The sequence below is a fragment of the Kitasatospora sp. NPDC042419 genome, from assembly GCF_056437345.1.
Genome location: NZ_JBWKAW010000009.1, coordinates 13758 through 39384, shown reverse-complemented (window position 1 = coordinate 39384; position 25627 = coordinate 13758). Strand labels below are relative to the sequence as shown.

The window sequence follows — 25627 nt, the reverse complement described above, 5'->3', positions numbered from 1 at the left end:
GGTTCTCCTAGTGATTCGTGGGGAAGGGGACGGTGACGGTCAGCCGGAGCAGGCGGTGCCGTCGCCCGGTTCCGCTCCGAGGGCGTCGTGGACCAGCCGGTCCACCAGGAAGTCGGCCAGGGCCGCGACGGTCGGCCTGGCGAGCAGGTCGGCCAGGCAGATGTCGCCCTCGAACTCCGCGCGAAGCCGCTGGAGCAGCGACATCGCGAGCAGCGAGTGGCCGCCGAGGTCGAAGAAGTTCTCGTCGATGCCGAGCGCGGGCATGCCCAGCACCTGTGCGAACGCCGCGTGCACCGCCTTCTCGCTCGGGTACCGGGGTTCGCGCTGCGATCCCGAGGACGTGTAGTCCTCGGCACCGGGCTCCGGCAGGGCCTTGCGGTCGAGCTTGCCGTTGACGGTCAGCGGCAGTTCGTCGAGGACGACGAACGCCGACGGCACCATGTACTCGGGCAGCCGGGACGCCAGCATACGCCGGATCTCGGTGGCCTCGATAAGGGTACCCTCACCTGGCACCAGGTAGGCGGCGAGGCGCTTGACGCCGGGGGTGTCCTCACGGACCACCACGGCCGCCTGGGCGACGTCCTGGTGGGCGGCGATCGCGTCCTCGATCTCGCCGGGCTCGACCCGGTAGCCGCGGATCTTCACCTGGTCGTCGGCCCGGCCGAGGAAGTCCAGCAGGCCGTCGGCCCGCCAGCGGACCACGTCACCGGTGCGGTACATGCGTGCGCCGGGCTCGCCGAACGGGTCGGCGACGAACCGCTCCGCCGTCAGGCCGGGGCGCTTCAGGTAGCCGCGGGCCAGGCCCACGCCGGAGACGTACAGCTCGCCGGGGACACCGACCGGGACCGGCCGCAGGTGGCCGTCCAGGACGTGCGCGACGGTGTTCCAGATCGGCCGGCCGACAGTGGCGGTGTCGGAGTCGAGGGTGCCGCCGCCGAGGGTGTTGATGGTGTACTCGGTCGGCCCGTACAGGTTGTAGCCCATCACGCCGGGGGTGTCCCGCAGCTTGGACCAGAGGGTCTCGGCCACGGCCTCGCCGCCGAGCAGGACCAGCACCGGGCGGTGCCGCCCCTCGTCCAGCAGGCCCCGGTCGACGAGTGCCTGGGCGTAGGAGGGCGTCACGTTGATGACGTCCACCGCGTACTCGGCGCAGTAGGCCGCGAGGGCCTCGGCGTCGCGGCGCAGGGCCTCGTCGAGGACGTGCACCTCGTGGCCCTCGACCAGCCAGAGCAGTTCCTCCCACGACATGTCGAAGGAGAACGACACGGTGTGGGCGATCCGCAGACGGCGCCCGCCGGCCGAGGCGACCACCGGGTCGAAGATCTCCTGCCGGTGGTTCAGCTGCATGTTGGTCAGACCGCGGTACGGCGTCACCACGCCCTTCGGACGCCCGGTGGAGCCCGAGGTGAAGATCACGTACGCGGCGGCGTCCATGTCGACGGTGAGGCCGAGCGGGGTGGCGGGCAGGGCGGCGAGTTCGGCCTCGGTCTCCGGGGAGTCCAGCAGCAGCCGCTCGACGCCGGGGGCGTCGGGCATCCGGTCGACGGCGGCGGAGCTGGTCACCAGGCAGACCGGGGCGGTGTCCTCGACCATGAAGGCGAGCCGCTCGACCGGGTAGTCCAGCTCCAGCGGCAGGTACGCCGCTCCCGAGCGCAGCACCGCGAACAGCGACGCCACCATCTCCAGCGAACGCGGCAGCCCGAGCGCCACCACCTTCTCCGGACCGGCACCGCGCGCCGTGAACAGCCGCGCCAGCCGGTTCACCCGCGCGTCCAGCTCCGCGTACGTCCACGACGACGCGCCGAACACCAGCGCCACCTCGTCCGGCACCGACGCCGCACGCTCCGCCAACAGGTCCGCCACCGACGCCGCCGGCAGCTCACGCCCCGTCGCCGCCCACTCCCCCAGCAGCCCCCGCTCACCCGACGTCAGCACGTCCAGCGCGCCGATCCGGCGCTGCGGGTCGGCCGCGACCTGCTCCAGGACGGCGAGCAGACGCTCGACCAGGCTCTCGGCGGTGGCCCGCTCGTAGAGGTCGGTGGCGTACTCGAAGGCGATGTCGATCTCCTCGGCCGAGGAGGTCTCCTCGAAGTTGAAGTCGAGTTCGAACTTCGCGGCGCCCAGCTCGAAGGGCAGGATGCGGCTCTCCAGGCCGAGCAGCCGGCCGCCCTGGCCGTCGTTGTGCTGGTAGCCGAGCATCACCTGGAACAGCGGGTGGCGGCCGGGCACGCGCGGCGGGTTGACCGCCTCGACCAGCCGGTCGAAGGGAAGGTCCTGGTGGGCGAAGGCGGCCAGGTCGGTGTCCCGGGTGCGGACCAGCAGGTCCGCGAAGGTCGGGTCGCCGGACAGGTCGTTGCGCAGCACCAGGGTGTTGACGAAGAAGCCGACCAGGGCGTCGAGCCCGGCGTCGGAGCGGCCGGCCACCGGCGCGCCGAGCGGGATGTCGGTGCCGGCGCCGAGGCGGTGCAGCAGGGTCGCGACTGCGGCCTGGAGCACCATGAAGGTGGTGGTGCCGGTCGCCCGGGCGGCCTCCCGCAGCCCCCGGTAGACGGCGGGCGGCACCTGGGCGTACACGGTGTCGCCGCGGTGGCCGGCCACCGGCAGGCGCGGGTGGTCGGTCGGCAGCGGCAGTTCCTCGGGCAGCCCGGCCAGGGCCTCGCGCCAGTAGGCGACCTGGCGGGTGTGCAGGCTCTGCGGGTCGTCGGCGTCGCCGAGCAGCTCCTGCTGCCACAGCGTGTAGTCGGCGTACTGGACCGGCAGCGGCGGCCAGGCCGGGGAGGTCCCGGCGGCGTGCGCGGTGTACGCGGCCGTCAGGTCGTCGATGAACGGGAGCATCGACCACTCGTCGCCGGCGATGTGGTGGAAGAGCAGGACGACCGCGTGGTCCTCGGGGGCGATCTCCAGCAGGGTGACGCGCAGCGGCGCCTCGGCCGAGAGGTCGAAGCCGTGGCGGACGGCGGCCTCGACGTCGGCGGCCAGGGTCTGCTCCCCGGAGCGGACGACGTGGACGGCGTCCGCGAGGGCCGGGGCGTCCAGGACGCGCTGGAAGACGGAGCCGTCGCGCTCGGTGAAGACGGTGCGCAGGCTCTCGTGGCGGTCGGTCACCGAGCGGACGGCGGCGCGCAGGGCGTCGGTGTCCAGGGCGCCGGTCACCCGGACGACCAGCGGCACGTTGTAGGTGGCCCCGGAGTCGTCGAGGTTCTGCAGGAACCACATCCGGCGCTGGGCGTGCGAGAGCGGCAGGTCCTGCGGCCGATCGCGGCGGCCGAGGGCCGGTCGCTGCTCGCCGTCGCCGCCGGCCCGGTGGGCCAGCCCGGCGGGGGTGGGCGCCTCGAAGAGGTCGCGGACGGTGAGGCGGCCGCCGAGCAGGGTGCGGATCCGGGTGACCAGGCGGGTGGCGAGCAGGGAGTGGCCGCCGAGGTCGAAGAAGTGGTCCTCGGGGCCGACCTCGCTCAGGCCGAGCACCTCGCCGAAGGCGCCGCAGAGGATCTCCTCGCGGGCGTCGCGCGGGGCGCGGCCGGCGGAGGTGGTGTCGGGGACGGGCAGGGCGCCCCGGTCGAGCTTGCCGTTGACGGTCAGCGGCAGTGCGTCGAGGACGACGAACGCCGAGGGGACCATGTACTCGGGCAGGCGCTGGGCGAGGCCGTTGCGCACCTCGGCGACGTCGACCCCGGCGCCGGCGGGGACGAGGTAGGCGGCGAGGCGCTTGACGCCGGGGGTGTCCTCACGGACCACCACGGCCGCCTGGGCGACGTCCTGGTGGGCGGCGATCGCGTCCTCGATCTCGCCGGGCTCGACCCGGTAGCCGCGGATCTTCACCTGGTCGTCGGCCCGGCCGAGGAAGTCCAGCAGGCCGTCGGCCCGCCAGCGGACCACGTCACCGGTGCGGTACATGCGTGCGCCGGGCTCGCCGAACGGGTCGGCGACGAACCGTTCGGCCGTCAGGCCGGGGCGCTTCAGGTAGCCGCGGGCCAGGCCCACGCCGGAGACGTAGAGCTCGCCGGGGACGCCGACGGGGACGGGCCGCAGGTGGGTGTCGAGGACGTGGGCGACGGTGTTCCAGATCGGTCGGCCGACCGTCGCCGTGTCCGAGTCGAGGGTGCCGCCGCCGAGGGTGTTGATGGTGTACTCGGTCGGCCCGTACAGGTTGTAGCCGAGGACGCCGGGGGTGTCGCGCAGCTTGGACCAGAGGGTCTCGGCCACGGCCTCGCCGCCGAGCAGGACCAGCACCGGGCGGTGCCGCCCCTCGTCCAGCAGGCCGCACTCCACCAGGGCCTGGGCGTAGGAGGGGGTGACGTTGATGACGTCGACGGCCTGCTCGGCGCAGTAGTCGGCCAGGCGCTGGGTGTCGCGGCGCAGGGCCTCGTCCAGGACGTGCACCTCGTGGCCCTCGACCAGCCAGAGCAGTTCCTCCCACGACATGTCGAAGGAGAAGGACACGGTGTGGGCGATCCGCAGACGGCGCCCGCCGGCCGAGGCGACCACCGGGTCGAAGATCTCCTGCCGGTGGTTCAGCTGCATGTTGGTCAGACCGCGGTACGGCGTCACCACGCCCTTCGGACGCCCGGTGGAGCCCGAGGTGAAGATCACGTACGCGGCGGCGTCCGGGTCGTAGGGGGCCCGGTACGGCTCGCCGGAGAGGCCGGCCAGTTCGGCCAGGACGGACTCGTCGTCGAGGAGCACGGTGTTGTCGTGGGCCGGCATCAGGGCGGCCGCGGTGGAGTCGGTGATCAGGCAGGCCGGGGCGGTGTCCTCGACCATGAAGGCGAGCCGCTCGACCGGGTAGTCCAGCTCCAGCGGCAGGTACGCCGCACCGGAGCGCAGCACCGCGAACAGCGACGCCACCATCTCCAGCGAACGCGGCAGCCCGAGCGCCACCACCTTCTCCGGGCCGGCACCGCGCGCCGTGAACAGCCGCGCCAGCCGGTTCACCCGCGCGTCCAGCTCCGCGTACGTCCACGACGACGCGCCGAACACCAGCGCCACCTCGTCCGGCACCGCCGCCGCACGCTCCGCCAACAGGTCCGCCACCGACGCCGCCGGCAACTCACGACCCGTCGCCGCCCACTCCCCCAGCAACCCCCGCTCACCCGACGTCAGCACGTCCAGCGCGCGGACCGGGCGGTCGGGGTGGTCGACGATCTGGTGGAGCAGGGCGACCAGTCGCTCGGCGTGCGCCTCGACGGTGGCGCGCTCGAAGACGTCCGGGCGGAACTTCCACTCGAAGGAGAGCGCCTCGCCCGGGTTGGTGATGAAGATCAGCGGGAAGTGCGTGGCGTCGACGTCGACGACGTCCTGGACGCCGAGGCTCTCCCGGATGCGGTCCCGGACGCCCTGGTCGGCGGGCGTGTTGCGGAGCACCTGGAGGGTGTCGAAGAGCCGGCCGAAGCCGGTGCCGCGCTGGATCTCGCCGAGCCCGATCTGGTGGTGCGCCAGCAGGCCGGTCTGCTCGTCCTGGAGGCGGGCGAGGAAGGCGGCGACGCTCTCGGCGCCGTCCAGCCGCGCCCGGACCGGCACGGTGTTGAGGAACATGCCGATGGTGGCGTCGATGCCGGCCAGCTCGGCCGGGCGGCCGGAGACGGTCGCGCCGAACACGACGTCCTCGCGGGCGGTCAGGCCGGACAGCAGCAGGCCCCACGCGCCGGAGAGCACGGTGTTGAGGGTCAGGCCGCGCTCGCGGGCGAACGCGGCGATCCGGGCGGTCAGCTCGGCGGATATCCCGGCGGTGACCTCCTGTGGGAGCAGTGCGGCCCGTTCGCGGGCCTGCGGCGCCAGCAGGGTGGGCTCGGCCAGGCCGGCCAGCGCCTCGCGCCAGGCGGCGCGGCCCTGCTCGGCGTCCTGCGCGGTCAGCCAGCGCAGGAAGTCCCGGTAGGGCAGGCCGAGCTCGGGGGCGGGGGCGCCCGCGCAGCCGGTCAGCAGCTCCTGCAGGAACAGGCCGGCCGACCAGCCGTCCCAGAGCAGGGCGTGGTTGGTGATCAGGATGCGCTGCCCGCCGCCAGGGGCGAGCACCGACACCAGGCGCAGCAGCGGCGGGGCGGCCAGGTCGAAGCGGGTGGCGGCCTCGCGCTCGGTCAGCCGGCCCAGCTCGGCCTCGAACTCGGCGGGGGTGAGCGCGGACAGGTCGGTCTCGGTCAGCGGCACGTCGACGGCGCGCGGCACGAACTGCACCGGGCGCTCCGGGCCGTCCTGGAGGAAGCCGGCCCGCAGGTTGGGGTGGCGCTCCAGCACGGCGGCGACGGCGGAGCGGAGCGTCTCCAGCGGCACCCGGCGGGTCAGCGTGACGAGGTCGCGGGAGGTGTAGACGTCCAGCGCCTGGTCGTCGTAGCCGGCCTCGAAGAGCAGGCCCTCCTGGAGCGGGGAGACCGGCCAGACCTCCTCGATCTCCAGCTTGGGCGCGGCGGCGCGGACGGCGGCGAGCTCGGCCTCGGTGGCGGCCGGGAGCTCGGGCAGGGCGGAGGCCTCGGCGGCGGCGCCGCGCGCGTCGGCGAGGGCGGCCAGGGCTGCGGGGGTGCGGCCCTCGAAGACGTCGCGCGGGCTGAGCGGGAGGCCCTCGGCGCGGGCGGCGCCGATCAGGCGGATGGAGGAGATGGAGTCGCCGCCGAGGCGGAAGAAGTCGTCCTCGGCGCCGGTCGCGGGCAGGCCCAGGACCTCGGCGTACAGCTCGCAGAGCAGTTGCTCGGTCTCGGTCTCGGCGGCCCGGCCGGCGGACACCCCGGTGTAGTCGAGGGCGTCGTCGGGCAGGGCGTTGCGGTCGAGCTTGCCGTTGACGGTCAGCGGCAGCGCGTCCAGGACGGCGAACGCCGAGGGGACCATGTACTCGGGCAGGCGGGCCGCGACGGCCTCGTGCAGGGCGGCGGTGTCCGGGCTCGCGCCGGCGGCGGGCACCACGTACGCGACCACCCGGTCCACGGCGCCGGAGCGCACCAGCACCGCGCTGTGGGCGACGCCGGGCTGCTCGGCGAGCACGGCCTCGATCTCGCCGAGCTCGATCCGGTAGCCGCGGATCTTGATCTGGTCGTCGACCCGGCCCAGGTAGTCGATGGTGCCGTCGGGGCGGCGGCGCACCAGGTCGCCGGTGCGGTACATCCGGGTGCCGGGGGCGCCGTACGGGTCGGCGACGAAGCGCTCGGCGGTCAGGCCGGGGCGGTCCAGGTAGCCGCGGGCCAGCTGGACGCCGGCCAGGTACAGCTCGCCGGGCGAGCCGGCCGGGACGTGCCGCAGCAGCGCGTCCAGGACGTAGGCGCGGCCGCCGGCGAGCGGGCGGCCGACGCTCGGGGTGTCGCTGTCGGCGAGGTCGGCGAGCAGCGCGTCGACGGTGAACTCGGTGGGGCCGTAGTAGTTGAGGGCGCGCAGGCCGGGGGTGCCGCGCAGCCGGCTCCACAGCGGCTGCGGCAGGGCCTCGCCGCCGAGCAGCAGCACGGAGGGGCGGTGGGCGCCGTCGAGCAGGCCGCAGTCCAGCAGCTGCTGGGCGTGGGTCGGGGTGAGGTCGAGGACGTCGACGCGCTGCTCGCGGGCGTAGCCGACGACGGTCTCGGCGTCGCGGCGCTCCGCGTCGCCGAGGACGTGCAGCTCGTGGCCGCCGAGCAGCCAGAGCAGCTGGTCCCAGGAGGAGTCGAAGGAGAAGGAGGCGACGCTGAGGGCGCGCAGCCGGCGGCCGTCGGCGGCCTCGGCGAAGACGCCGGTCAGGTGGTCGTGGGCGAGGTTGGCGAGGGCGGCGTGCGGGACGACGACGCCCTTGGGGCGGCCGGTGGAGCCGGAGGTGTGGATGACGTAGGCGGCCTGGGCGGGGTCGACGGGGCCGCCGCGCTCGGTGTCGCCCAGCGGGCCGGCGGGCAGCGCGGCCAGGGCCTCGGCGGTGGCCGGGTCGTCCAGCAGCAGGGTGGCCGTGCCGGGGGCGGCGGGCAGCCGGCCGGCCACCTCGCGGGTGGTCAGCACGACGGCGGGGCGCACGTCGTCGAGGAGCAGGGCGAGGCGCTCGTCGGGGTGGTCCAGGTCGAGCGGCAGGTAGGCGCCGCCGGCCCGGAGCACGGCCAGGACGGCGACGACGGAGTCGGCGGAGCGCGGCAGGGCCAGCGCGGCGACCCGCTCGGCGCCGAGGCCGCGGCCGAGCAGCAGACGGGCCAGCCGGTCGGCGCGCCCGGAGAGTTCGGCGAAGGTGAGGGCGGCGGTGCCGCCCGCGAGGGCCGGGCCGACCAGGGCGGTGGCGTCCGGGGTGCGCGCGGCGAGGCCGGTGAGCAGTTCGGGCACCAGGGCGGGCGCCGGGTCGGTCGGGCGGCCGGCGACGGTGGTGTCGAGGGCGGCGCGCTCGGCGCCGTCCAGCAGGGCGAGCCGGGCGAGCGGGAGCTCGGGGTCGGCGGCGAAGGCGGTCAGCAGCGCGAGGAAGCGGTCGGTGAGCCGCTCCGCCTCGGCCTGCTCGAACAGGTCGGGCCGGTACTCCAGTTCGACGCGCAGCTCGGCGCCGGGCAGCACGGTGACGCCGAGCGGGTAGTGGGTGGCGTCGCGGGCGCCGAGCGCGGTGATCGCGAGGCCGTGTCCCGCGCCGTCGGCCCCGCCCAGGTTGTCGCGCAGCGCGTCGCCGCCGCCCTGGTAGTTCTCCACCACGAGCAGGGTGTCGAAGAGGTCGCCCTCGACCGCGCTGCGGCGCTGGATCGCGCCCAGGCCGAGGTGCTGGTGGGCCAGCAGCTCGGCCTGCTCGCGCTGCACCCGGGCGGCGGCGCCGGCCAGGGTGTCGCCGGGGGCGAGCCGGACCCGGACCGGCACGGTGTTGATGAACAGGCCGACCATGGACTCGGCGCCCGGCAGGTCGTCGGGGCGGCCGGAGACGGTGGTGCCGAACACCACGTCGGTGGTGCCGGTGAGGGAGCCGACCAGGACGCCCCACAGCGTGTGGGCGACGTTGCCGAGGGTCAGGCCGCGGCCGCGCGCGGCGGCGGCGATCCGGCCGGACAGGTCGGCGTCCGCGTACCGGGTGACCAGGCCGGGCTCCACGGCGGTGGCGGCCGCGGCGCCCGGCGCCACCGGGTGGGCCTGCTCGAAGCCGGCCAGCGCCGTGCTCCAGGCGGCCTCGGCGGCGGCGGTGTCGCGGGTGGCCAGCAGGGCCAGGTGGTCCTTGTAGGGGCGGACGGCGGGGAGCACCGCGAGGTCGCCGGCGGAGCCGTACAGGGCCAGCAGCTCGCGGAAGACGATCGGCATGGACCAGCCGTCGAGCAGCAGGTGGTGGCAGGTCAGGACGAGCCGGGAGCGGTCCTCGCCGAGGCGCAGCAGGGCGAGGCGCAGCAGCGGCGGGGTGTCCAGGTCGAAGCGGCGGTGCCAGTCCTCGTCCATGGCGGCGAGGACGGCGGCGTCCTGGGCCCCGCCGGGGAGGGCGGTCAGGTCGACCTCGCGCAGCGGGGTGTCCACGGTGCGCTGGACGAACTGGACGACGGCCTCCGGGTCCTCGTACCAGAAGCCGGCCCGCAGGTTGGCGTGGCGGGCGAGCAGGGCGTCCAGGGCGGCGGACAGGCGGGCCGTGGCGATCGGGCCCGCGAGGTCCAGGTGGGACTGGACGACGTAGACGTCGCGGGCGCCGTCGTCGTACAGCGAGTGGAAGAGCAGGCCCTCCTGGAGCGAGGACAGCGGGTAGACGTCCTCCAGGTCCGATACGGCCGCGCCCTCGGCCTGGGGGTCGTCGATCGGTGCGGTGGAGTCGTTCATCACGGTGTTCTCGGTCCTGGTGGTGGTGGGGACGTGGTGGTCGGTCGGGTCGGGGTGGGGCGTCCGGGACGGGTCCGCCCCGGGCCCGGGCCGCTGGGGCCCGGGCGCCTGGGGCGGTGCCGGCCGGGGCTGCGCCGCCGGGGTGCTGCTCATCGGCGGCGCCGCCCGCGCAGCCGGGACTCCAGCCGGTCGATCTGCGCCTGCTTCAGCGAGACGAGGCTCAGGTCGGAGGGGGTGACCCCGCCGGCCTCGCCGCCCGCGGTGTGCCGGGCCAGCGCGTCCAGGGCGGCGAACCAGGCGTCGGCGAGCACGGCGACCTCGGCCTCCGTCAGCAGGGCCTGCGGCCAGCTCCACTCGACGGCCAGCTCGGGCCGCCCGTCGGCGCCGGCGCGGACCACCGCGTCGATCTCCAGCGGGTAGCCGGCGGCCATCAGCGGGTCGGGGCCGGCCCCGGCCGCGACGGCGTCCCGCTCGGGCTGCGGGGCGAGCGGCCAGCCGCCCAGCGGTCCGGCGGCGCCGTCGGCGCGGCCCCGGTAGTTGAACAGCACCTGCGAGCGCGGCGCGCCGGCCAGCACCGCCGCGGTCTGCGGGTTGAGGTGGCGCAGCAGGCCGAAGCCGAGGCCCTTGTCGGGCGCGGCCCGCAGCTGCTCCTTGACCTGCTTGAGCACCTGGCCGGCGGCCGGGCCGCCGCCGAGCGCGGCGGCGGGGTCGATCCCGTCGAGGTCCAGCCGGACGGGGTGGACGGTGGTGAACCAGCCGACGGTGCCCGCGAGGTCGGGGGCGAGCCCGTCGTGGCCGCCGCGGCCGTGCCCCTCCAGGTCGACCTGGAGGGCCGGGGCGGTGCCCGGGCGGGCGGTGGCCGCGCCGAGCACCAGTCCGGCGAGCAGGACGTCGTCCACGCCGGCGCCGAACGCCTTGGGCACCTCGGTGAGCAGCGGGGCGGTGCGGTCGGCGGGCAGTGTGCGGCGCAGGGTGCGCACGGTCGCGACGGTGTCGCGGGCGGGGTCGGCGGCGAGGTGGGCCAGCGGCCCGGACGGACCGGCCAGCGCGGTGCGCCAGTGGGCGGCCTCGGCGACCCGGGCCCGCTCCTGGGCGTGCGTCAGCAGGTGCCCGGCCCAGGCGCGCAGCCCGTACGCCTCCGGTTCGAGGGCGGGCCGCGCGCCCCCGGCGAGGGCCTGGTAGGCGGCGGCCAGGTTCGGCAGCAGGGTCCGCCAGGAGACGCCGTCCACCGCCAGGTGGTGGACGGTCAGCAGCAGGCGGCCGTCGCGGTCCTCGCCCGCGTCGAACCAGACGGCGCGCAGGACCCGGCCGGCGGCGGGGTCGAGCGCGGCGGCGCTCGCGTCGGCCTCCCGGGTCAGCAGCGCGGCGAGGTCGCCCTCGCGGGCGTCGACCCGGCGCAGGGTGTCCGGCTCGGTGGCGGCCGGGGCCTGGCCGGCGGGCAGGACCTCCTGGGTCCACAGGCCGTCGGTCCGGTCCAGGCGCAGCCGCAGCGCCGGGTGGTTCCCGGCCAGGGCGGCCAGGGCGGCGCGCAGCGGCTCCTCCCGCAGGCCGGCCGGGACGGTGACCAGCACCGACTGGTTGAACCGGTCGACGGGGCCGCCGCGCTCGCGCAGCCAGTGGACGACCGGCAGGGCGGGCAGTTCGCCGTCGGCGGGGACGGCGGCGGGTGTGCCGGCGGGGGCGGCCTGCCCGGCCGGGCGGGCGGCCGTCAGGCCCTTGGCCTCGGCCAGCGCGGCCGGGGTCGGGTACTGGAAGACGTCCTTGGCGGCGAGGTCGTAGCCGGCCTTGCGGGCGCGGCTGATCAGCTGGATCGAGACGATGCTGTCCCCGCCGAGGGCGAAGAAGTTCTCGTCCTCGCCGACCTCGGCCAGGCCGAGCACCTCGGCGAAGACCCGGGCCAGGGCGGCGGCCGGGGAGGGCCCGGAGGCCGCGGGGGCGGCCTGCTCGGTCCGCCGGCCGGGGGCCGGCAGGGCCTTGCGGTCGAGCTTGCCGTTGACGCTCAGCGGCAGCGCGTCCAGGACGGTCACCACCACCGGCACCATGTGCTCGGGCAGCACCGCGGCGACGGCCGCGCGGACGGCGTCGCCGCCCACGCCCGCCCCGGCCTGCGGGACGACGTAGCCGAGCAGCAGGCGCGCGCCGCCCTCGGTGAGGGCGCGGGCGGTGACGGCGGCCTGGCCGACACCGGGCACGGCGGCGAGCGCGGACTCGATCTCGCCGAGCTCGATCCGGAAGCCGCGGACCTTGACCTGGTCGTCGGTGCGGCCGAGGTACTCGACCTCGCCGTCGACCCGGCGGCGCACCAGGTCGCCGGTGCGGTACATCCGGCTGCCGGGCACCCCGTGCGGGTCGGCGACGAAACGGCCGGCGGTCAGGCCGGGGCGGCCGAGGTAGCCGCGGGCCAGCTGGACGCCGGCCAGGTACAGCTCGCCGGGCACGCCGACCGGGACCGGCCGCAGCCGGGCGTCGAGGACGTGCAGGCGGGTGTTCCAGACCGGGCGGCCGATCGGGACGACGCCGGAGCCGGCCCACGCGCGGTGGTAGGTGACGTCGACGGCGGCCTCGGTGGGGCCGTACAGGTTGTGCAGTTCGATCTGCGGCCACAGGGCGAGGAAGCGGTCGACCGCGGCGGCGGGCAGCGCCTCGCCGGAGCAGAAGACCCGGGTGACGCCCGCGAAGCCCTCCCGGACGGCGGTGTCCTGCTCGGCGGCGCCGGTGAAGGCGGAGAGCATCGACGGCACGAAGTGGCAGGCGGTGACGGACTCGCGGGCGGCCAGGGCCGCCAGGTACTCCGGCTCGCGGTGGCCGCCGGGGCGGGCCAGCACCACGCGGGCGCCGCTGACCAGCGGCAGGAAGAACTCCCAGACCGACACGTCGAAGCTGGCCGGGGTCTTCTGCAGGAACCGGTCGGCCGCGGTGACGCCGTAGACCTCGCGCATCCAGTCGAGCCGGTTGACGATCGCCCGGTGGCTGACCACGACGCCCTTCGGCCGGCCGGTGGAGCCGGAGGTGAAGATGACGTACGCGGCGTGGTCGGCGTCCGGGGCGGCGGGCGCCGCGGGCCGCTGCGCCCGGGCGTCGACGGTGAGCACCGGGACGCCCGGCACGGCGGGCAGGCCGTCCTCCAGGCCGGCGACGGTGAGCACGCACACCGGGGCGGCGTCCTCGACCATGCCGGTGAGGCGCTCGACCGGGTACTCGGTGTCCAGCGGCAGGTAGGCGGCGCCGGCCTTGAGGACGGCGAGCAGGGCGACCATCAGCTCGGCGGAGCGCGGGACGGCGACGGCGACGATCCGGTCGGGCCCGGCGCCGGCGGCGGTCAGCGCGCCGGCGAGCAGGCCGGCCCGCTCGTCCAGCTGCCGGTAGGTCAGCTCGGTGCCCTCGAAGACGACGGCGACGGCGTCCGGGGTGGCGGCGGTGCGCTCGGCGATCCGGTCGACGAGGGTGCCCTCGCGCACCGGGATGGCGGTGGCGTTCCACTCCCCCGCGAGGCCGCGGCGCTCCTGGGCGGCGGTCGGCTCGATCCGGCCGACCGGCCGCTCGGGGGCGGCGAAGGCCTGCTCCATGACCCGCATCAGCCGGGCCCCGAACAGCCGCGCGGTGGCGCGGTCGAACAGGTCGTCGGCGTGGATGACGGTCAGGTCGGTGCGGCTGCCGTCGGCGGCCTCCACGAAGGTGAAGGCGAGGTCGAAGCGGGCCGCGTGGACCGGGTCGGGCAGCAGGGCGGTGGCGGCGCCGAGCAGGTGGTCGAGGCCGTCGGCCTCCCGGCGGTGCTGGACCATCACCTGGAACAGCGGGTGGCGGCCGAGCGAGCGCTCCGGGTTGACGATCTCGACCAGGCGGTCGAACGGCAGGTCCTGGTGGGCGAGCGCGCCGAGCACGGTCTCCCGGGAGCGGGCCACCAGCTCGTCGAAGCTCGGGTCGCCGGACAGGTCGTGGCGCAGCACCAGGGTGTTGACGAAGAACCCGACCACGGACTCCAGCACCTCGTCGGTGCGGCCCGCCACCGGGGTGCCGAGCGCGACGTCGGTGGTGCCGGCGAGCTTGCCGAGCAGCAGCGCCGCGGCGGCCTGGGTGACCATGAACGGGGTCGCCCCGGTGCGCTGCGCGTAGCCGCGCAGGGCGGTGTGCAGCTCGTCGGGCAGGCGGAGCCGGACGGCGCCGCCCCGGCCGCTGGCCTCGGCCGGGCGGGCCCGGTCGGCGGGCAGCGCCAGCTCGGCGGGCAGGGCCGCCAGCCGCTCGGTCCAGTAGCGGGTCTGGTCGGCGCCCGGGCCCTCGGCGGCGGCGAGCAGCTCGCCCTGCCACAGCGCGTGGTCGGCGTACTGCAGCGGCAGCGGCGCGAACACCGGGTCGGTGCCGGAGCGGCGGGCGGCGTAGGCGAGGTCGAGGTCGCGCAGCAGCACGCCCTCGGACCACTCGTCGCCGGCGATGTGGTGCAGCGCGATGCTGAGCACGTGCCGGGCCGGGCCGGCGGTCACCAGGGTCGCCCGGACGGGGATCTCGGTGGCCAGGTCGAAGGCGTACGCGCCGGCGGCGGCGACCTCGGCGTCCAGGCGGTGCCCGGAGGCCTCGGTGACGGTGAACGGGACGCCGGCGCTCTCCGCGTCGAGGATCCGCTGGAACGGCCGGCCCTCGTGGTCGGGGAAGACCGTGCGCAGCGCCTCGTGACGGGCCAGCACGTCGGCGAAGGCGGCGCGCAGCGCGTCCGCGTCCAGCTCGCCGTCGATCCGCAGCGCGCACGGGATGGTGTACGCGGTGCTCGGGCCCTGGAGGCGGTGGAGGAACCAGAGCCGGGCCTGGGCGGCGGACAGCGGGATCCGCTCGGGGCGCGGGCGGGCGGCGGGGGCGGTGCGGCCGGTCGCCGCGCCGTCGAGGCGGCCGGCGAAGCCGGCGGGGGTGCGGGTCTCGAACAGGTCGCGGACGGCGACCTCGGTGCCGAGCGCGGCCCGCAGCCGGCCGATCACCCGGGTGGCGAGCAGCGAGTGGCCGCCGAGGGCGAAGAAGTCGTCGTCGGTGCCGACCGCGGGCAGGCCGAGCACCTCGGCGTAGACGCCGCAGATCACGGCCTCCCGCTCGGTGCGCGGGGCGCGGCCGGCCGGGGCGGCGAAGGCGTCGGCGCCGGGCTCGGGCAGGGCCTGCCGGTCGAGCTTGCCGTTGACGTTCAGCGGCAGCGCGGGCAGCGCGACGATCGCGGCCGGGACCATGTACTCGGGCAGCTCCCCGGCGAGGGCGGCGCGCAGGGCGGCGGGGTCGGCGACGGCCCCGGGGGCCGCGACGACGTAGCCCACCAGCCGCTTGACGCCGCCTCCGCCGGTCCGGGCCAGGACGGCGGCCCGGGCGACGCCGGGCTGGGCGGCGAGGGCCGCCTCGACCTCGCCGGGCTCGACGCGGAAGCCGCGGATCTTCACCTGGTCGTCGTCGCGGCCCAGGTAGTCGAGGCTGCCGTCGGGGCGGTGGCGCACGACGTCGCCGGTGCGGTACATCCGGGTGCCGGGGGCGCCGAACGGGTCGGCGACGAAGCGGCTCGCGGTGAGCGCGGGCCGGTTGCCGTAACCGCGGGCCAGGCCGGGGCCGGCGATGTACAGCTCGCCGGCGACGCCCGCCGGGACCGGCCGCAGCCGGCCGTCCAGCACGTACACCCGGGTGTTGCCGATCGGGCGGCCGACGAACGGGGTGGGGCTGTCGTCGAGCGCGGCGCCGAGGGTGTCGACGGTGTACTCGGTCGGGCCGTAGAAGTTGTGGCCGAGCACGCCCCCGGTCTCCCGGATGCGGGTCCACAGGGCGTCGCCGACGGCCTCGCCGCCGACCAGGAAGAGCAGCGGGCGGTGCCGCTCGGAGTCCAGCAGGCCCCACTCGACGAGCTGCTGGCCGAACGACGGGGTGACGTCGAGGGTGTCGATGCGGTCCGCGAGCAGCCGCTGGACGAGCGCCTGCGGGTCGCGGCGCAGGTCCTCGCCGTAGACGTGCAGCTCGTGCCCCTGGACCAGCCAGAGCAGTTGCTCCCAGGAGGAGTCGAAGGAGAACGAGGCGGTGTGCGCGGCGCGCAGGCGGCGCCCGCCGGCCTGGGCGACGGCCCGGGCGAAGACGGTGCCGCCGTGGTGCTCCAGCATGTTGGCCAGGCCGCGGTGCGGCACCTGGACGCCCTTGGGGCGGCCGGTGGAGCCGGAGGTGTGGATGACGTACGCCAGGTCGTCGGCGTGCGGGCGGGCCGGTTCGGCGCTCAGCGTGCCGAGTTCGGCGAGGGTGACGACGCCCTTGCCGTGGGCGGCCAGCGCAGGGTGGCGGTCGGCGACCTCGGGGGTGCTCAGGGTGAGCAGCGGGTCGGCGTCCTCCAGCATCAGCGCGATCCGCTCGTCCGGGTGGTCGAGGTCGATCGGCAGGTAGGCGGCGCCGGAGGCGAGGACGCCGAGCAGGACGGCGACCAGGTCGGCCGAGCGGGGCAGGGCCAGCGCCACGACCCGGCCGGGACCGGCGCCGAGCGCGGCGAGGTGGCGGGCCGTGCGGTCGACGCGGGCGGCGAGTTCGGCGTAGTCGAGGCGCTGGTCGCCGAAGACGACGGCGGTCTCCGCGGGCATGGCGGCCGCGCGGGCGGCGAAGGCGTCGACGACGGTGCCCTCGGGCACCGGGCGCCCGGTGGCGTTCCACTCCTCCAGCACGGTGCGGCGCTCGTCCGCGGAGAGGACGTCCAGCGCGCCGACGGCGGTGTCCGGCGCGGTGGCGATGACGGTGAGCACGCGCAGCAGGCGCTCCCCGACGGCGGCGGCCTGCGCGGCGGTGAACACGTCGGGGCGGTACTCGACGGTCAGCTGCGGGGCCTCGCCGGGGAGGGTGAGCACGGTGAGCGGGTAGTGGGTGGCGCCCCGGTTGCCGATGCCGGCGACCCGCAGGCCGCGGGCGGTCAGGTGGTCGGGGTCGACCGGGTAGTTCTCGAAGACCAGCAGGGTGTCGAAGAGGGTGCCGTGGCCGGCCAGTGCCTGGATGTCGGCGAGGCCGAGGTACTGGTGGTCGAGCAGGGCGGACTGCTGGGCCTGGAGGCGGACCAGCATCCGCCCGACCGGCTCGTCCTCGTCCGGCTCGAAGCGCACCGGGACGGTGTTGCTGAACAGGCCGACCATCGACTCGACGCCGGGCAGGTCGCCGGGGCGGCCGGAGACGGTGGCGCCGAAGACCACGTCGGTGCGCCCGGTGAGGCGGCCGAGGAGGACCGCCCAGGCGCCCTGGACCAGGGTGTTGAGGGTCAGGCCGTGCTCGCGCGCGGTCGCGGTGAGGGCGGCGGACAGCTCGGCGGGGATCGGCAGGTCGATCTCGTGGCCGGCGGCGGCCGGTCCGGCGGCGGGGGTGCCGAGGCTGTCGGCGAGCAGCGTCGGTGCGGCGAGGCCCGCCAGGGCGTGCCGCCAGGCGGCGGTGTCGGCGCCGGTGTCGCGGGCGGCGAGCCAGCCGAGGTGGTCGGCGTAGGGGGCGGCGGCGGGCAGCGCGGCGGCGTCGCCCCCGGCTCCGTACGCGGTGATGAGCTCGCGCAGCAGGACGGGTGTGGACCAGCCGTCCATGACGATGTGGTGGCGGGTCAGGACCAGCCGGTGGTGGTCGGGGCCGAGCGCGACGAGGGCGCAGCGCACCAGCGGCGGCCGGGCCAGGTCGAAGCGGCGGGAGGCCTCGTCGCCCTCGATGCGGGCGGTCTCGGCGTCCTGCCGGTCGGCGGGCAGCGCGGTGAGGTCGTGCTCGGTCCACGGCACCCGAACGCGGCCGGCGACCAGCTGGAGCGGCTCGGGCAGGCCGTCGCCGAGGAAGCCGGCGCGCAGCGCGGTGTGCCGGTTGACGACCGCGTCGACGGCGTGGACGAGGGCGCTGCGGTCGAGCGGGCCGCGCAGGTCGAGCGAGGTGAGCGAGGTGTAGAGGTCGTCGGCGCCCTGCTCGTCCTGGAGGAGGGTGTGGAAGAGCAGGCCCTCCTGGAGCGGGGAGAGCGGCAGGACGTCCTCGGTGTCGGGGTACTCCTCGGCCAGGCGGTCCAGGACGGCCTGGGTGACGGGGGCGAGCGGCACGTCGGAGGGGGTCAGGCCGCCGGCGTCGGGGCGCTCGGCGTAGCGGGTGAGCGCGTCGAGGTGGGCGAACCAGCCGTCGGCGATCTCGCGGACGGCGTCCTCGCCGAACACGCCGTGCGGCCAGGACAGCTGGACGGTCAGCTCGGGGCCGTCGGCGCCGTCGTGGACGAAGGCGCCGATCTCCAGCGCGTGGGCGCAGGGCAGTGCGGCGTCGGCGGAGGCGGTGACGGCGTCCCCGGTCTGCGGGGCGGCCGTCCACTCCTCGCCGGTGACGGCGAAGCGGCCCAGGTAGTTGAAGAGCAGCTGGGGCTCGGCCAGGTCGGCGAGGGCCGCGGTGGACGGCGCGTCGAGCCGGCGCAGCAGGCCGTAGCCGGCGCCCGCGTCGGGCAGGGCGCGCAGCTGCTCCTTGACCAGGGCGAGGGCGCGGCCGGCGGCCGGGCCGCCCGCGAGCGCGGCGTCGGCGTCGACGCCGGTGAGGTCGAGGCGGACGGGGAACTCGCTGGTGAGCCAGCCGACCGTGCGGGCGGTGTCGGCGCCGGGGACGAGGTGGTCCTCGCGGCCGTGGCCCTCCAGGCGGAGCAGCAGGTCGGGGCGGGCGTCGGCGCCGAGGCGGGCGCGGCGGCGGGCGAGCAGGGCGAGGGTCAGGCCGGTGAGCAGGACGTGGTCGACGCCGGCCCGGTGGGTGGCGGGGACGGCGCCGAGCAGCGGCGCGGTGCGGGCGGCGGGCAGGGTGAGCCGCAGCCGGCGGGTGGTGGCGGCGGTGTCGCGGCCCGGGTCGAGCGGGCGGTCGCCGAGCAGCGGTCCGCTGCCGTCGGCCAGCACGGCCTGCCACAGGGGCAGCTGGGCGCGGACCCGGTCGCCGGCGGCGGCGTCGGCGAGGCCGCGGGTCCAGGCGCGCAGCGGGGTGGTGACGGGCTCCAGGGCGCGGCCCTCGTAGGCGGCGCGCAGGTCGGGCAGCAGGATGCGCCAGGAGACGCCGTCGACGGCGAGGTGGTGGGCGGCGAGGACGAGCAGGCCGGGGGTGTCGGCGCCGGCGTCGAGGTGGACGGCCTGGAGGACGACGCCCTGCTCGGGGTCGAGGCGGTCGGCGGCGGCCTCGCGCTCCGCGGCGGCGGCGGTGGCCAGTTCCGCGGCGGTGACCTCGACGTGGCGCAGCCGCTCGGCGGCCGGGGCGCTGCCGGCGGGCCGGACCTCCTGGGTCCAGGTGCCGTCCGCGGCGACGTGCAGGCGCAGGCGCAGGGCGTCGTGGCGGTCGGTCAGGGCGTCCAGGGCGGCGGCGAGCCGCTGCCGGTCGAGGCCGGCGGGGACGGTGACGACGGTCTGCTGGCCGAAGCGGGCGACGGGGCCGCCGCGCTCGCGCAGCCACTCGCTGATCGGGGTGGTGGGCAGCGGGCCGGTCGCGGCGACGGCGGTGGCGGCCGGGGCGCCGGCGGTGCGGGTGGACTCGGCGACGGCGGCGATGCGGGCGACGGTGCGCCGCTCGAACACCACGCGCGGGGTGATCTGGAAGCCGGCGCGGCGGGCGCGGCTGCCGAGCTGGATGGCGGAGATGCTGTCGCCGCCGAGGGAGAAGAAGTTGTCGTCGACGCCGACCTGGTCGCCGGTCAGGCCGAGGACCTCGGCGACGAGCGAGGCGAGGACGTGCTCGGCCTCGGTGCGCGGGGCGCCGCCGCCCTCGCCGCCGCCGGTGGCGGGCGCGGGCAGGGCCTTGCGGTCGAGCTTGCCGTTGAGGCTCAGCGGCAGGGCGTCGAGGCCGACCAGGACGGCCGGGACCATGTGCTCGGGCAGGGTGCGGGCGAGTTCGGTGCGCAGCGCCTCGGCGTCGGCGGGTGCGGGCACCAGGTAGCCGACCAGCTGACGGGCGCCGCCGGGGGTCAGTTCACGGGCCGTCACGGCGGCCTGGACGACGCCGGGCAGCGCCTCCAGGGCGGCCTCGATCTCGCCGAGCTCGATCCGGAAGCCGCGGACCTTGACCTGGTCGTCGGTGCGGCCGAGGTACTCGACGGTGCCGTCGGGCGCCCAGCGCACCAGGTCGCCGGTGCGGTACATGCGCTCGCCGGGGGCGCCGTGCGGGTCGGCGACGAAGCGGCCGGCGGTCAGGCCGGGGCGGCCGAGGTAGCCGCGGGCCAGCTGGACGCCGGCCAGGTACAGCTCGCCGGGCACGCCGACGGGGGCGGGGCGCAGTCCGGCGTCCAGCACGTACAGGCGGGTGTTCCAGGCCGGGCGGCCGATCGGGACGACGCCGGCGGCGGGGGCGGTGTGGTGGTGGGTGACGTCGACGGCGGCCTCGGTGGGGCCGTACAGGTTGTGCAGCGGCACCTCGGGGAGGGTCGCGTACCAGCGGTCGACGACGTCGCCGGGCAGGGCCTCGCCGGAGCAGAAGGCGCGGCGCAGGCCGGCGCAGCGCTCGGCGACCGAGGCCTCCTCCAGGAAGGCGCGCAGCATGGAGGGGACGAAGTGCAGGGTGGTGACGCGCTCCTCGGCGATCAGCGCGGCGAGGTAGGCGGGGTCCTTGTGCCCCTCGGGGCGGGCGAGGACGACGGTGGCGCCTTCGCACAGGGCCCAGAAGAACTCCCAGACGGAGACGTCGAAGCTGGCCGGGGTCTTCTGCAGGACGCGGTCGTCGGCGTCGAGGCGGTAGGCGTGCTGCATCCAGGCGAGCCGGTTGACGATGGCGCGGTGGGTGACGACGACGCCCTTGGGGCGGCCGGTGGAGCCGGAGGTGTAGATCAGGTAGGCGGCGTGGTCGGGGCCGGGCTCGGGGAGCGCCGGGCGCTCGGCGGTGCCGGGGCGGTCCTCGGTGTCGGCGGGGTCGTCGACGAGCAGGGCGGCGGCGCGGGCGGCCTCGGGGAGCCGCTCCAGCAGCGCGCCGACGGTGACGACGCGCACGGGGGCGGCGTCCTCGACCATGTGGGCCAGCCGGTCGGCCGGGTAGTCGGCGTCCAGCGGCAGGTACGCGGCGCCGGACTTGAGGACGCCGAGCAGGGCGACCATGAGCTCGGCGGAGCGCGGGACGGCGACGCCGACGACCCGGTCGGGGCCGGCGCCGGCGGCGCGCAGCGCGTGGGCGAGTGCGGTGGCGCGGGCGTCGAGTTCGGCGTAGGTCAGGCTGCGGCCCTCGGCGACCACGGCGGTGGCGTCGGGGGTGGCGGCGGCGCGCTCGGCGATGCGGCTGACCAGGGTGCCCTCGCGGACCTCGCGGGCGGTGTCGTTCCAGTCGTGCAGGACGGCCCGGCGCTCGGCGTCGGCGAGCAGCGGCAGGTCGGCCAGCGGGTGCTCGGGCGCGGCCGCGAGGCGGGTCAGCAGGGCGGCGAACCGGTCGGCGTGGCGGGCGAGTTCGCCCTCGCCGTAGAGCTCGGGGTTGGCGTCGAACTCCAGGACCAGGCGGTCGTCCGGGGTCTTGTGGACGGAGAGCGAGAAGTCCTCGACGGGGCCGGAGGCCAGGTTGACGGTGGTGCCGGGGCTGCCCGCGAAGTCGAGGTCGAGGTCGAAGGGCTTGATGTTGAGCATCGGCCCGTGCAGGCGGCCGTCGGTGCCGACCAGGCCGAGGTCGCGGCGGATCTCCTCGCCGCGGTGGAGCTGGTGGCGGCGGACGTCCTTGAGCTCCTGGGCGGAGCGGCGCAGCAGCGCGGTGAAGGTGTCGGCGCCGCTGACGGGGAGCCGGACGGGGAGGATGTTGACGGCCATGCCGGGGACCCGCAGGGTGCCGGGGGCGGTGCGGGCCATGAAGTGCATGCCGAGGACGGCGTCGGCCGCGCCGGTCATCCGGTGCAGGTAGGCGGCGAAGGCGGCGTTGGCGGCCTCGGCCCAGGTGGTGCGGGCGCTCCTGGCGGCGGCGAGGACGGTCGCGGACTCGTCCGCGGGCAGCTCGGTGCGGTGGCGCAGGGCGGCGGGGGCGGCCGCGGCGGTGGCCTCGGTGAGGCCGGCCACGGCCGGGCGATCGGCGAAGCGCTCGCGCCAGTAGGCGCGGTCGGCCTCGGGCCGGTCGGAGGCGAGGTAGTCGCGTTCGGCCTCGGCGAGCAGCTCGGCGGGGCGGAACGGGCTGTCGGGGACGTCGGCCCCGGTGGCGAGCGCGGTGTAGACCTCGGCGACGCGGCGGCTGAACAGGGCGACGCTGTAGCCGTCGACGACCAGGTGGTGGAACCACTGGAACCACAGGTGGTCGGCCGGGCCGACGCGCACCAGCAGCGCGCCGGTGAGCGGGCCCGCGTCGGGCCCCTCCAGCACGGTGGGGACGGCGAGCTGGTCGTGGACCAGGGCCACGGCCGCGGCGACCGGGTCGGTGGCGCCGCTGGTGTCGAGGCGGTGCAGGGTCCAGGCCGCGGCGTCGAACGCGCCGGGGAGGCGGACGGTGCGGCCCTCGTGCTCGGCGAGGCGGATGTGCAGGCCGTCGGCCTCGGCGAGGGTGCGGCGCAGCGCGGCTTCGAGGAGCCGCTCGTCCAGTTCGCCGGCGATCCGCACGTACTGGCCGACGTTGTACGCCGGGTTGTCCGGGTCGATCCGTTGGGCCGCGAGGATGCCCGCCTGGGCGGCTGTCAGCTCCTTCGGAGCGTCCTGGTCGGCGTGCGTGGTCGTCGTGCCAGCCTCTGGCATGGGGGTCGGCCCTTCCCGGTTCGCCGCCCCGCCGACCGTGCCAGCCCGGGGCGCTCGTGCGCGTGGTGCGATGTGGTGGTGTCCGTCCGGGTGGCCGCGCGGGGCGGCGGCCACCCGGACGGGGATGGGCTAGAGGCCCTTGAGGACGGTCTCGATCTGGTCGAGGACGTTGATCGAGGTTCCGTAGCGGTCGCTGGTGGCGTAGGTGACCGGGATGACCTTGCCGGCCTGGACGGCCTTGAGGTTCTTCCAGGACGGCTGCTTGTCGAGGTCCTTGGTGTCCTGCGGGACCTCGCCGGTGGCGGCCATCTTCGGGACGAGGATGATGTCGGCGTCGGCGAGGACGTCGAGCTTCTCGACCGAGTAGGTGGTCTCGTGCTCCTTGGTGTCCGAGGAGGCCTGGGAGAACTTGGCGCCCGCGTCGTTGAGGACCCGGCCGACCCAGGAGGTGCTGGTGTCGACCAGGAACTCGCCGCCGCCGTAGGAGGAGGCGATGGTCCACTTGACGGAGTTGAGCTTGGTCGCGTAGTCCGTCTTGATCTTCGCGGCCTTGGCCTCGTAGTCGGACTTCAGCTTCTTGAACTCGGCGTCCTTGCCGACGGCGGTGGCGATCTTCTCCTGCGCGTTCAGCAGGTCGACCGGGGTGTCGACGCCGAAGTACAGGGTGGGGGCGATGCCTTCGAGCTTCTTGATGCCCCAGTCGAAGGCGGTGGCGCCCTCGACGACGATCAGGTCGGGCTTGAGGGAGGCGACCTTCTCGATGTTGATCTCGATGCCGGAGCCGATCGGCTCGATCTTCTTGGCGGCCTCGGTCTGCGAGGGCAGCAGCTCCATCGGGTTGTTCTCGTCGATGGTGCTGGTGCCGACCGGCTGGACGCCGAGGTCGAGCAGTGCGCCGGTGGCGTAGGAGACGCTGACGATGCGCTTGACGCCGGCCGGGACGGTGATCTTGCCGTTGGTGGCCTCGACGACCACCGGGCCGGAGGCGGCGCTACCGGCCGAGGGCGTGCCCGCGGCGTCCTTGCTCCCGCCGTCGGAGCCGCAGGCCGCGAGGGTGAGCGTGGCGGTGGCGGCGACGGCGGCGAGTCTGACGCTGCGGGACGTCAGGGCACGGGTGTTCATGGTTCTCCTTGAGGTGATACGCGGTGCGCGGCGGGTTCGGTGGTGCGGGGCGAGCCCGCCGGGGTCCGGAGGCCCGGTGCCTGCGGGGCACGGGCGGTTTCGGCGGTTCCGGTACGGCTGGGTGGGGCTCGGGCTCGCCGTCCGAGGTGGGCCCCCGGGTGCGGCTCGGGCGGTGCTCGGGTGCCGGTCGGGCGTACGGCCCGACCGCGGCGCGGGTCGGACGCGGCTCAGGCGCGGGTCGGACGCGGGTCGGACGCGGCTCAGACGCGGCTCAGGTAGGCCGACCATGCGGCGACGGTGGGCTCGGCGCCGAGGTCGGCCAGTTCGGCGAACTCGGCCCGGGCGCCGCGGCCGCGCCAGACCTCGACGAGGTGCATCACCCGCATCGAGTCGAGGCCGAGGTCGCGCAGGTCGTCGTCGTCGCCGATGTCCTCCGGGCGCTCGCCGAGGATGTCGGCGATGTCCGCCCGGATGGCGTCCGGGTCGAAGCCCGTCGGGCCCGGTGCGGTGCTGGCGCTCATGCTGAAGGTCCGTTCGGTCGCGAGGGTGGGTGGTTCGGTGCGGCTCCGGGCCGGCGGCCCGGGAGCGGTCGTCAGCCGGCTACGCCGAGGCGGCTGTTCTGGTCCCGCAGCTGGCGGCCGGTCTGGCGCAGCAGCAGCGAGTCGCAGATCTCGCCGGAGCGGACGGCGAGGGTCGAGAGCAGCGCGGAGGTGATCCCGTGGGTGTGCTCGGTGCCGCCCTGGAGGTAGATGCCCACGTCGACGTGGTCCTCGGTCAGCACACGGTGGTCGCGGTCGACGCGCAGCCGGCCCTGCTCGTCGGTGAGGCAGGCGGGGGCGAGGTCGCCGAGCAGGTCGCGGGGGTCCACGTGGGTGTACCCGGTGGCGAGGACGACGGCGTCGCAGTCCAGGGCCTGCTCCTCGCCGGTGGTCAGCGAGCGGACCTCGGCACGCACGCCGTCCGCGGTCCGCCCGACGCCGGTGAGGCGGTTGGCGTTGAGGATGCGCAGCCGCTCGCGGCCGGCGACCTTCTCCTGGTAGACGGTCCGGTACAGCTGCTCGATCAGATCGCCGTCGACCACGGAGTAGTTGGTGTTCGCGTGGTAGCGCAGCAGGGTCTGCTTGGCCTCCTCGGGCGCTCCGTAGAACTCGTCCACCGCGGAGGGGTCGAAGATCCGGTTGGCGAAGGGGCTGTCGTCCGCCGGGCTGTAGCCGTAGCGGGAGAGGACGGCGCAGATCTCGGCGTCGGGGAAGGTGCGGTGCAGGTACTCGACCGCCTCGGCGGCCGACTGCCCGGCGCCGACCACGGCGATCCGGCGGTGGCGCAGCTCCTGGCCGGCCAGCGCGGGCGCCTTCACCAGCAGGTCGCGGGCGTGCCAGACGCGCTCGCCGAGGGTGACCCCCGCGGGCACCCGCGGCGTCAGGCCGGTGCCGACCGCGATGTTTCGGGCCCGGCGGACCTCCTGGTCCCCTCCGGCGACCGCCTCGGAGACGACCTCGACGCTCTCGATCCGGCCGGCGGACTCGACCGGGCGGACGGCCGTGACCCGGCGGCCGTAGGCGGTCTGGGCGGCGAACTCGGCGGCGCACCACTCGAAGTAGTCGTGGAACTCCAGCCGGGTCGGGTAGAAGGACTTCAGGTTGATGAAGTCGACCAGCCGGTCCCGCTCCTGGAGGTAGGAGAGGAAGGTGAAGCGGCTGCGCGGGTCACGCAGGGTCACCAGGTCCTTGAGGAAGGACACCTGCATGGTCGCGCCGTCCAGCAGCATGCCCCGGTGCCATCCGAAACGTTCCTGCTTCTCCAGGAAGCGGACGCCGAGCGACTGCTCGGGGTTGCGGCGGTTGTGGTCGTCGATCGCGATCGCCAGGGCCAGGTTGGCCGGGCCGAAGCCTATGCCGACGAGGTCGTCGACGCCGCCACCTCCGTAGATTGCGCCGTTCTCGCGCGACATGACTCAATCCTTCCGTCTACTGCTCGTTCAGGGCCCGGGAGTGGAGCTCCGGACCTGTGAAACCCCGGCGTGACCACCGAGAACCTAAGGCAAGGCTTGCCTAAGTTCTCTTATCGGAGCCATGGAGTCAAGTTCGCCGGCCCGGCCCCACCGGGGCCCCGATCAGCGATTTCTCCGAATCGGGCGTGCCCATGCCCGGATTTTCCGGACAGGGCGTCTCAATCGGGAC

5 protein-coding genes are annotated in these 25627 nt (G+C 75.9%); all 5 read right to left on the bottom strand.

The window, feature by feature from the left end; translation table 11 throughout:
• Positions 1 to 39 precede the first annotated feature (39 nt).
• The gene (locus tag AC067J_RS19070; RefSeq protein WP_478300608.1) at positions 40 to 9846 is read right to left on the bottom strand and encodes a non-ribosomal peptide synthetase; all 9807 of its coding nucleotides are present in this window, start codon (positions 9844 to 9846) and stop codon (positions 40 to 42) included.
• Complete coding sequence (locus AC067J_RS19065; RefSeq protein WP_478300606.1) at positions 9843 to 22325, bottom strand: amino acid adenylation domain-containing protein; 12483 nt, start codon at positions 22323 to 22325, stop codon at positions 9843 to 9845. Before AC067J_RS19065 ends, AC067J_RS19070 begins: the two co-directional genes overlap by 4 nt.
• 129 nt (positions 22326 to 22454) lie before the next feature.
• Positions 22455 to 23447 (bottom strand): ABC transporter substrate-binding protein, encoded by a 993-nt coding sequence (locus AC067J_RS19060; protein WP_478300604.1) that lies wholly within the window; start codon positions 23445 to 23447, stop codon positions 22455 to 22457.
• Between the two features lie 260 nt (positions 23448 to 23707).
• On the bottom strand, positions 23708 to 23968 hold the full coding sequence (locus AC067J_RS19055) for a phosphopantetheine-binding protein (protein ID WP_478300602.1): 261 nt from the start codon (positions 23966 to 23968) through the stop codon (positions 23708 to 23710).
• Between the two features lie 71 nt (positions 23969 to 24039).
• The gene (locus AC067J_RS19050; protein WP_478300600.1) at positions 24040 to 25398 is read right to left on the bottom strand and encodes a lysine N(6)-hydroxylase/L-ornithine N(5)-oxygenase family protein; all 1359 of its coding nucleotides are present in this window, start codon (positions 25396 to 25398) and stop codon (positions 24040 to 24042) included.
• Positions 25399 to 25627: the final 229 nt, after the last annotated feature.

What these genes read in the sequence shown, in the direction of transcription:
- AC067J_RS19070 (WP_478300608.1), bottom strand. Translation starts at nt 9,846, where the DNA reads ATGAGCAGCACCCCGGCGGCGCAGCCCCGGCCGGCACCGCCCCAGGCG.
- AC067J_RS19065 (WP_478300606.1), bottom strand. Translation starts at nt 22,325, where the DNA reads ATGCCAGAGGCTGGCACGACGACCACGCACGCCGACCAGGACGCTCCG.
- AC067J_RS19060 (WP_478300604.1), bottom strand. Translation starts at nt 23,447, where the DNA reads ATGAACACCCGTGCCCTGACGTCCCGCAGCGTCAGACTCGCCGCCGTC.
- AC067J_RS19055 (WP_478300602.1), bottom strand. Translation starts at nt 23,968, where the DNA reads ATGAGCGCCAGCACCGCACCGGGCCCGACGGGCTTCGACCCGGACGCC.
- AC067J_RS19050 (WP_478300600.1), bottom strand. Translation starts at nt 25,398, where the DNA reads ATGTCGCGCGAGAACGGCGCAATCTACGGAGGTGGCGGCGTCGACGAC.